Source organism: Limosilactobacillus pontis DSM 8475 (assembly GCF_001435345.1).
Taxonomy (GTDB): domain Bacteria; phylum Bacillota; class Bacilli; order Lactobacillales; family Lactobacillaceae; genus Limosilactobacillus; species Limosilactobacillus pontis.
Genome location: NZ_AZGO01000037.1, coordinates 73,138 through 81,340 on the forward strand (window position 1 = coordinate 73,138; position 8,203 = coordinate 81,340).

The 8,203-nt window shown below is 57.0% G+C and carries 9 protein-coding genes, 1 tRNA gene and 1 pseudogene; 5 read left to right on the forward strand and 6 right to left on the reverse strand.

The genetic code is table 11. The features are described from left to right. Positions 1-23 precede the first annotated feature (23 nt). From ndk to FD34_RS02555, 3 genes are all read right to left on the reverse strand, one after another. Positions 24-467: a nucleoside-diphosphate kinase gene (ndk, locus tag FD34_RS02545; RefSeq protein ID WP_057806516.1), complete on the reverse strand. Its 444-nt coding sequence runs from the start codon at positions 465-467 to the stop codon at positions 24-26. 76 nt (positions 468-543) lie between these two features. Further along, the gene (gene helD / locus FD34_RS02550; RefSeq protein ID WP_057806518.1) at positions 544-2,859 is read right to left on the reverse strand and encodes an RNA polymerase recycling motor HelD; all 2,316 of its coding nucleotides are present in this window, start codon (positions 2,857-2,859) and stop codon (positions 544-546) included. A gap of 129 nt (positions 2,860-2,988) precedes the next feature. Continuing rightward, a complete protein-coding gene (locus FD34_RS02555; protein WP_057806520.1) occupies positions 2,989-4,146 on the reverse strand; it encodes a cation:proton antiporter in 1,158 nt (385 codons plus the stop codon). A 108-nt stretch (positions 4,147-4,254) separates the two neighbouring features. On the opposite strand from FD34_RS02555, the gene FD34_RS08740 reads away from it, so the two are divergent. The 5 genes and pseudogenes from FD34_RS08740 to FD34_RS02570 all read left to right on the forward strand — a co-directional run bounded on the left by FD34_RS08740 (position 4,255) and on the right by FD34_RS02570 (position 7,039). Next, positions 4,255-4,518: a hypothetical protein gene (locus FD34_RS08740; RefSeq protein ID WP_235805967.1), complete on the forward strand. Its 264-nt coding sequence runs from the start codon at positions 4,255-4,257 to the stop codon at positions 4,516-4,518. After that, a complete protein-coding gene (locus tag FD34_RS08865) occupies positions 4,469-4,735 on the forward strand; it encodes a chloride channel protein (RefSeq protein WP_240088101.1) in 267 nt (88 codons plus the stop codon). Before FD34_RS08740 ends, FD34_RS08865 begins: the two co-directional genes overlap by 50 nt. After that, positions 4,711-5,595 (forward strand): annotated as a pseudogene (locus FD34_RS02560) (chloride channel protein). Before FD34_RS08865 ends, FD34_RS02560 begins: the two are co-directional and overlap by 25 nt. Positions 5,596-5,608: 13 nt before the next feature. Next, positions 5,609-6,163: a hydrophobic protein gene (locus tag FD34_RS02565; RefSeq protein WP_235805968.1), complete on the forward strand. Its 555-nt coding sequence runs from the start codon at positions 5,609-5,611 to the stop codon at positions 6,161-6,163. Positions 6,164-6,238: 75 nt separating this feature from the next. Beyond that, entirely contained in the window at positions 6,239-7,039 is an 801-nt protein-coding gene (locus FD34_RS02570) for an SDR family NAD(P)-dependent oxidoreductase (protein ID WP_057806522.1), read from the forward strand. 54 nt (positions 7,040-7,093) lie between these two features. Here the strand turns inward: FD34_RS02570 and budA are convergent, their stop codons facing one another. From budA to FD34_RS08745, 3 genes are all read right to left on the reverse strand, one after another. Continuing rightward, positions 7,094-7,810, reverse strand: a complete 717-nt coding sequence (budA, locus tag FD34_RS02575) for an acetolactate decarboxylase (RefSeq protein WP_057806524.1) — start codon at positions 7,808-7,810, stop codon at positions 7,094-7,096. Between the two features lie 71 nt (positions 7,811-7,881). Next, positions 7,882-7,955 (reverse strand) — tRNA-Thr (locus FD34_RS02580). A 47-nt stretch (positions 7,956-8,002) separates the two neighbouring features. Beyond that, positions 8,003-8,203 (reverse strand): hypothetical protein (locus tag FD34_RS08745; RefSeq protein ID WP_235805969.1); only part of this gene is annotated, 201 nt, incomplete at its 5' end.

Consider the following 8,203-nt stretch of genomic DNA (forward strand, 5'->3'; position numbering starts at 1 on the left):
TCGGCGCCAACTCATCACCAGGATCAGTCTGGCTGAGTAAACTTAAATTCTGGGAACCAGATCTTGATCTCCTTGGTAGCGCTGGCCGGTTCATCGGACGTGTGGACGATATTCCGCAGGTTGCCATCTGGCCACTCACGACCGTAGTCCCCACGAATGGTCCCCCACTCGGCCTCAACCGGGTTAGTAGCCCCGGCCATGTTATGGATGGCTTTGATGACGTTGGTCCCGGAAACGACGATGCCGACGATCGGTCCCTCAGTCATGTACTCGAGTAGTTCGGGGAAGAATGGCTTATCGACCTTGTCAGCGTAGTGCTGGCGCAGCAGTTCTTCGGTTGGTTGGATCATCTTCAGGGCTTCGATCTTGCAACCCTTGCGTTCAATCCGCGTGATAATCTCGCCGATGTGCCGGGTCTTGACACCATCAGGCTTTACTAAAACCAATGTGTATTCGTCTTTAACCATAACGAACCTCTCCTTTTCAAATCACTATCACTAGATTATCATATCCCATCCACGGTTGAAAGCACTTTCAGCTACTTTATTTGACAATTTCGTGCTCAATTACCAGCTTCTGACAGGCCTTAGCGTTCAAAGCCGGACTGACCGGACCGTTGCTCAGCAGGGTCAGCTGGTGCATCGCCCGTGAGGCCATCGTGTAAACCATCCCGACCGCATCGGTGTTAGCCAGATTGGCAGCCGAGACATCGTAGGCCATGACAGCATCAAATTCTAGCCCCTTGGCCAGGTAAATCGGCAGGACCAGGATCCCGGTCGGCAGAGCACTGTCTCGCTCACTGAGTAGGTGAAGATCCGCCACCTTCTGCCGGTGGAGGGTCTGGTAGACCTCTTGGGCCTGCTGGCGATTCTTGGTCAGGATCGCCACTGTCTCGTTGTCCTGGCGGAGTGTGGCCACCTCATCAAGCAGGGCCTGCCGGGTGCTCTCCGCCGAGTAGCGAACCAGCAGATGTGGCGTGGCGCCGTGCCGGGTGAAGGAGATGATCTGATCACCATCGGGCAGGAGGGCCTTGGCGAAGTCGGCGATCTCCTTGGTTGACCGGTAGCTCCGCCGCAGGGCGATCAGGTTCGGGTGCTTGGCGTCAAGAACGCTGCTAAGCTCCTTGAGCATCGTCTCCGGTAGCTGGAGGGGCTTGAAGAGGGCCTGCTCACTATCACCAAGGACGGTGAAGCAGGCCTGGGGGAAGGCGTGACGCAGATAAACCATCATCGCCAGGGAGTAGTCCTGCATCTCGTCGATGAAGACGTACTGGAAGGACCGGTTCTGCCCGCTGCCGGTGATCAGGTCACGCAGGTACATCAGCGGGGCGGCGTGCATCAGTTCTAGCCGGTGAAACTCGATCTCGTCCTGGTAGGTCAGAATCATGTTTGTCCAGTCCCGGGTGCTGATCGAATCCGGCACCTCCACCCGACGGAGAAAACGTTCGTACTGGTTGTAAAAGTCGAGGAAGTAGTTATTGTAGATGGCATCCGCAATGATCCGCAGCCTACGCTTGGCCCACCGCCGGGACAGGTAGGTGTACTGGGCATCCTCGTCGGCAAAGTCATCAACCGTCTTCTTGCCGTAAAGACGGTGGAGCTGCTGGGTGGTCAGGTCGTCGAGCTCCTTAGCCACCCAATCCTGCTTGGCCTCGGTCCGTACCCGGTGCTGGAGCTCGCGAATCAGCTTATTTTTCAATTGTACCATCCGGTCGGCGAGATGCATGGCAGACGGCAGGGCCTCGTAGACCTCCCGAATATGGTCGGCGCTGAAGAAGGCCCGGCCATTGAAGCGCAAGTCTGCAAACTGGAGGTCGGCATCGGTCAGCTTGGCCACGTACTGGCGGACCTGGTCCATCACGGCCGTTCCCTCCATGAAGTTGGCGATTGTCTGGTCGGCATCCGGGTGAGCCTGGCGCGTCTCGTAACGTTCAAATAGACCTTCGACCTTCAAGCCCTCGAAGCGCCGACGCACGAAGCCCTCCAGGGTCACCTGACGCATGTTGCGCTCACCCAGGCTGGGTAGGACCTCGGAGATGTAATGACTGAAGAGGTTGTTGGGACTAAAAAGAACGATCTGGTCGGCGTTTAGGACGGCCCGGCTGTGGTAGAGGAGGTAGGCGATTCGTTGTAGGATGGCCGAGGTCTTCCCGGACCCCGCAACCCCCTGGACCAGGAGGAGGTCACTGTGGGTGTCGCGGATGATATCGTTTTGCTCCTGTTGAATCGTGGCCACGATGTTATGCATGTACTGGTCGTTCTGTTCACCCAGGGCCGCCTGGAGGAGCTCATCACCGACCGTCTCATTGGTGTCGAACATGTTGGTGATTTGGCCGTCCTTGATGGTAAATTGCCGCTTCTTGACCAACTCAGTCTGCTGAGTGCCGGCTGGCGTCTTGTAGCTGACCTTGCCGAGGGTCCCGTTGTAGTAGACCCCCGCGATCGGGGCCCGCCAATCGTAGACCAAGAAGTCGGTCTTGTCGTCGTTCATCAGTGAAGCGGTCCCGATGTAGAGTGACTCCGGCTCGCTTTCACCAGGATCTACAATGTCGATCCGGCCGAAGTACGGCGACCCCTGCAGGCCCTTTAGTGTTGCCAACTGGTGTTTCAGGATCGTCTCACTCTCGGCGGCCCGGGAGACCAGTTGCCGCTGTTGCTCCAGCATCGACCGCGACTCGGCAATGTCATCAACCTCGTAACGGTTAATCGAGGCGTTTTCACTGTAGTTGCGTTCGACCGCCCGGGTTTCCTTGTGGGCGGCCTCAACGGCAGTGGTCGTCTCAGCCACCTGGCGTTTGATCTCTCTAACTACCCGGTCGACACGGCTTTGTTCCTGTTGTCTTTCTTCTCGTTCTCCCATGCTTAGCCTCTTTTCTCCTTATTTGCAATATTATATTGTAACATCTCGTTACTGTTCCGTCGCCGACGACGCCCTCACCCACATAACATAAAAAGAGACTGGCGATTTTTGCGCAGTCTCTTTGATTCGTTATTCTTCATGGGCAGATTTCAAAGCGTGTTTGAGCATGAACGGGGCCAGAACCGTGGCCAGAATGATCACGGTGATCACGTCCGAGTAGTACATCGATGACATCAGGTGGGCCTCGTAACCAATCTGGGCGGTGATCAGGGCCATCTCACCCCGGGCCACCATCCCACTGCCGACAACATAGGAGCTCGGCAGGTTGAAGCCGGACAACTTGGCCCCCGCCCCGCAGCCGACCAGCTTGGTCAGGCAGGCCAGGATCGTCATCACGATCACGAAGACAAAGGAGCGCTGCAGGTTATCAAAGCGCATGTTGAGGCCAACGCTGACGAAGAAAAGCGGGATAAACAGGGCGTAGCCGATCGGAATAAAGCTCCGGTCAATCGTCTCCTTGCGGTGGGTATTAGCCACAGCAATCCCGGCGAAGAAGGAGCCGACCGCCCCACTGAGGCCAACGTAATCGGCCAGCGCCGCCATTCCCAAGCAAATGATCATCGCCATCACCGAGGGCGCGGCCACGGTCAGTAGGCGTTCGCTGAGGTGCATCAGGTACGGTGCTAACCAGCGAACCACCAGGTAGGTCCCACCAAAGAAGAGGACCTGGAGGAGGAGGGCCATCCCCAGCGGCATATTGGTGTGACCGCCCTGGCTCCCATTGATCATGCTGATCATGATACTCAGCATGATCACACCGATGATATCATCAGCAACCGCGGCCCCCAGGATCGTGGCCCCCTCACGGCTATCGAGGCGTTTGAACTCCCGCAGGACCGCCACCGAGATGCTGACCGAGGTGGCCGAGAAGATCACCCCGATGAAGAGGGACTCCATCTTGGTAAAGCCAAACAGGTAGCTGGCGCCGCCCATCACGAGCACCGGTACAATGACCCCGATAACCGCAACGATCACGGCCGGGCGCAGATACTTCTTGAGCAGGGACAGGTCACTCTCTAGCCCCGCGATAAACATCAGGATAATGACCCCAATCTCCTGAAACTCATTCATCATCCCGTCGAGGTGCACCCAGTTGAGGAGGGCCGGACCGACGATGATCCCCACCAGGATCTGGCCGATCACCTCGGGGATCTCTACCCGTCGGCAGAGGTGGGCCACTACCTGGGTTGCCAGTAGCAGACCCGCTAAGGTCGCGATAAACTCCATAAGATACCTCCTATAAATAATTTAACTTTCATTTTAACATAGCCGCCCATGGCGCGTCGGGTGAACTATAATGGGATTGCAACTTTATACTAAGGAAAGGTGAATCCATTGAATAATTCACATACGCACTATCACCGGGCCACGGATGTCCTTGCCAAGCCATTCTCGGCCCCGTTTCTCAAGTATATCTGGGCCGGCATCGCGGTCGGGCTGGCTACCGGCCTCGTGGTCAGCGTTTTTCGCTGGATCATCGACCAGGCCCTCCACCTACTGACCGTCGTTTATCCCTTTCTCAACCATCACCCAGTCTGGCTGATTCCCTATGTCCTGGGGTACCATCCTTGTCTCATGGCTGATCGGTCAACTGATTAAAATCGACCTCACCGACCTGGTCGGCTCCGGGGTACCCCAGATCGAAGCAATCTTGCTCGGCCAGCACAGGATGAAGTGGTGGACCGTCCTCTGGCGCAAGTTCGTCAGCGGCCTGCTGACCATCTGTCCGGGTCTCTTCCTCGGTCGGGAGGGGCCCCTGCATCCAAATTGGCGCCTGGCATTGGCCAGGGGATGTCCGAGAAAGTCTTCAGGCTGAGTAAGGAGGATGAACACCTCTTGCTCCAATGCGGCGTGGCGGCTGGCCTGTCCGCCGCCTTCAGTGCTCCATTAGCTGGAACGGTTTTCCTACTTGAAGAGATTACCCACCACTTCAAGAACAAGGTCTGGGTAACCGCCTTCATCGCGGCAATCGCAGCCGATGCCGTCACCTTCCTTTTCTTCGGTACCAAGCCCTGCCTCTACCTGCCGATCAAGCTGGAGCTGCCAGTGCGGGCCTACCCCTGGCTGATCGTGCTCGGTCTCGTCCTAGGGGGCTTAGCCTTTCCCTTCCAGTACTTCATTTTTAGTCTCAAGTACTGGTACCGGAAGTTCCCCCTGCTGCCCAACTACTACCACAGCATCCTGCCCCTCCTGTTGGTTATCCCGTCGGCCTCTGGAACCCCCACATTCTCGGCGGAAACCACAACTTCATCATGTACGTGGCCGACACGAGCTTGCATACTGACTGGGCGCCGCTCATGGAAATGATGACCTTCTTCTTCGTCCTGCGGCACCATGCTGGCCTACGGGTCGACGGTGCCCGGATGAATCTTCATGCCGATCTTCGTCCTTGGCAGCGTCCTGGGGGCGATCGCCGGAATCATCATGATCCACGCCGGCATCATCCCCGCCAGCTGCTATTTAAACATCATCGCTATCAGCATGGCCGCCTACTTCGGGGCTGCCGAGGGGGCGCCGTTCTCTGCGATTCTGCTGGTTACCGAGATGGTGGGGTCAATCCAGCAGATCTTCCCAATGATGATGCTGACCTTCATCGCCTACTACGTTAGCATGTTGCTCGGCGCCCGGCCGTCGATCTACAATGCCCTCCGCCAGCAGATGGTATTCAAGAGCTAAGGAGGGAATCGCCATGTGGATGAGTATCCTACTTGCCTTATTAATCTATTCGTTTGTTCGCGGGACCTTTGAAGACGAGCCCGTCACCCGGAAGAATCTGGTGATTATCCCCGGCTACGCGCTCGTCATGATGATCTGCTCCCTGGCCGAAGAAGACTTCAACCATAAGCTACTGCTGACCACCCTTCTCCTGGTCGTCGGGATCCTAATCGGGCTCTTCCAGGCCTCGCGGGTGACCGTCACCGACACCCACGAACAGGATCCTTACGGGCGCCAGATCATCAAGGTCAAGTGCAACTGGCCCTACCTGTTCGGTTGGATCATCGTCTTCGTCATCGACATTGCCATCGAGTTCGCCGACCAGGCCAGCATCAGTGGGGACGCGGTCTTTCAGGAGTTGATCAAGGAAATCCTGAAGGACCTCTCCTCGATTGCCTTCTTTAGCTTCAGCAACGAGTGGTTCGTCTGGGTGCTGACCGTCGCCACCAGTTTTGCCTATGGCATCACCCTGCTGGTCAGATACCCGAAGATCCGGCAGGCGGTCGTCCGGCGCCACCGGAAAAGTTAACAAAGGTTTAACCACTCCATCGGCCTGCCAATGGTAAAATAATGGTACAAATAATTTTATACGGAGGCAGAACAGATGAGTTTTCTAAAAGATAAGGTAGCCCTGGCCACCGGAGCCGGTCGGGTCGTCCTCAGCAACGGCCAGAGTGGTTCAATCGGGTACGGGATCGCAACTGCCTACGCCAAGGAGGGGGCTAACCTGGTCATCACCGGCCGCAATGAGGCCAAGCTGACGGCCGCCCAGGAGGAACTGGAGAAGGAATACGGAATCCGGGTTCTGCCGATGGTTGCCGACATCAACGCCCACGCAAACAACGCGGCAGTCGTGCAAAACGTCGTCGACCAGGCCATCCAGAAATTTGGCCAACTGGACGTCCTGATCAATAACGCCCAGGCCTCGGCCTCCGGAGTAACCCTGGCCGATCACACCACCGACCAGTTTGACCTCGCCATCTACTCCGGCCTGTACGCCGCCTTCTACTACATGCGGGCCTGCTACCCCCACCTCAAGAAGAGCCAGGGAAGCGTGATCAACTTCGCATCCGGTGCCGGGCTCTTCGGCAACTACGGGCAGTGCGCATATGCTGCCGCCAAGGAGGGCATTCGGGGGATGAGCCGGGTGGCCGCCACGGAATGGGCCAAGGATAATGTCAACGCCAACGTTGTCTGCCCGCTTGCCTGGACGGCCAAGCTGGAACAGTTCAAGGAAGCCTTCCCGGACGCCTTCAAGGCCAACGTCCACGTCCCACCAATGGGCCACTTTGGCGATGCCGAGAAGGAGATCGGTCGGGTCTGTGTCCAGTTGGCCTCACCGGACTTCAAGTACATGACCGGGGAGACGATCACCCTGGAAGGTGGCCTCGGCCAGCGGCCATAGTCAATACAAAAGGAGAAGCGCCCAACGACGCTTCTCCTTTTTGTATTCAATGTTTCACTCTGCGCTCCCCTCGGACCTGGCGATTCCCTCGCGCAAGGTCCGCATATCGACCGTGCTCTCCCGGAAGGCGTGATTTTCGATCGGCAGATGCTGCTCTAGGCTGTCGAACACCTCCAGGCTCCCCGTCAGCTGCGGGGCGGCAAAGTCCAGGAGGTGGCCAGCAAACTGGCGGTTATCACTGATGAAGTGGAGGTGCCAACCCGCCGCGGTAATCGTGCCGAAGATCGCCGGGGCGTAGTAGCCGAGGATGGTTCCAGTGATGTCTATCGCGCTAAACTCGGGCTGGTGCTGGGCGACTGCCAGCAGGGTCGGGTACGGTCGCTGCTGCTTGGGGGCAATCCGGATCCGCACTCGCATGAAGGTTCCATGCAGCTGCAGGAAGGCAAAGACGTTGTCGAGCTGGCGGGCTGCCACCAGGTCGTGGTTCACCCGGGTAAAATTAACATCCTTCAGCGTTAGGGGCTGCAGATCTTTTGGAAAATGGACGGCGGCAAACGGCATCGTCGCGTCCAGATCGGTGATGTGGTTTACCCGGCCGCTGGCGACTGCCTGATACACCTCATTATCCAGGATAACCACCTCGCCATCGAGACCATCAAAGGTACCGATCCCGGTTGATCCGTGCTTTAGCAGGTCGCCCACGGTGATCGTGCCGGCAAAGTTTCCGGCCATCAACGCGGCCAACGTACCGTGTTCGTATAATGTTGTGATTGTTGTCAGATCCCTTCATTGGAATTATTAAAAAGGGAGAAGCGCCAGTACCGACGTTTCTCCCACTGCCAAGCCGCCTGGCAGAATTGAACTGCCGTGTCACCCTTACCATGGATGTGCTTCTACCTATCTGAGCTAAGGCGGCGTTTAAAGTATAACTGAAGCAATGGTTAAAAGGCAAATTGTAGGTGATTATTGCGTTATGGTATGGTTGGTCAATTCGACGTTCTCCTGCCTGTCCATCAGCTTGAGCAGGCGTCCGTCCTGGCGACATCTTCTCCCCTTTAATTGTTCATAGTTTAGCCACCCCGCACGATAGCTTAAGGACGACGAAAGGGGCTGGGAAATAAGCTTCTCGGCGCCCTGTACGGCTAGCCTAGAACGGAGGTTGAC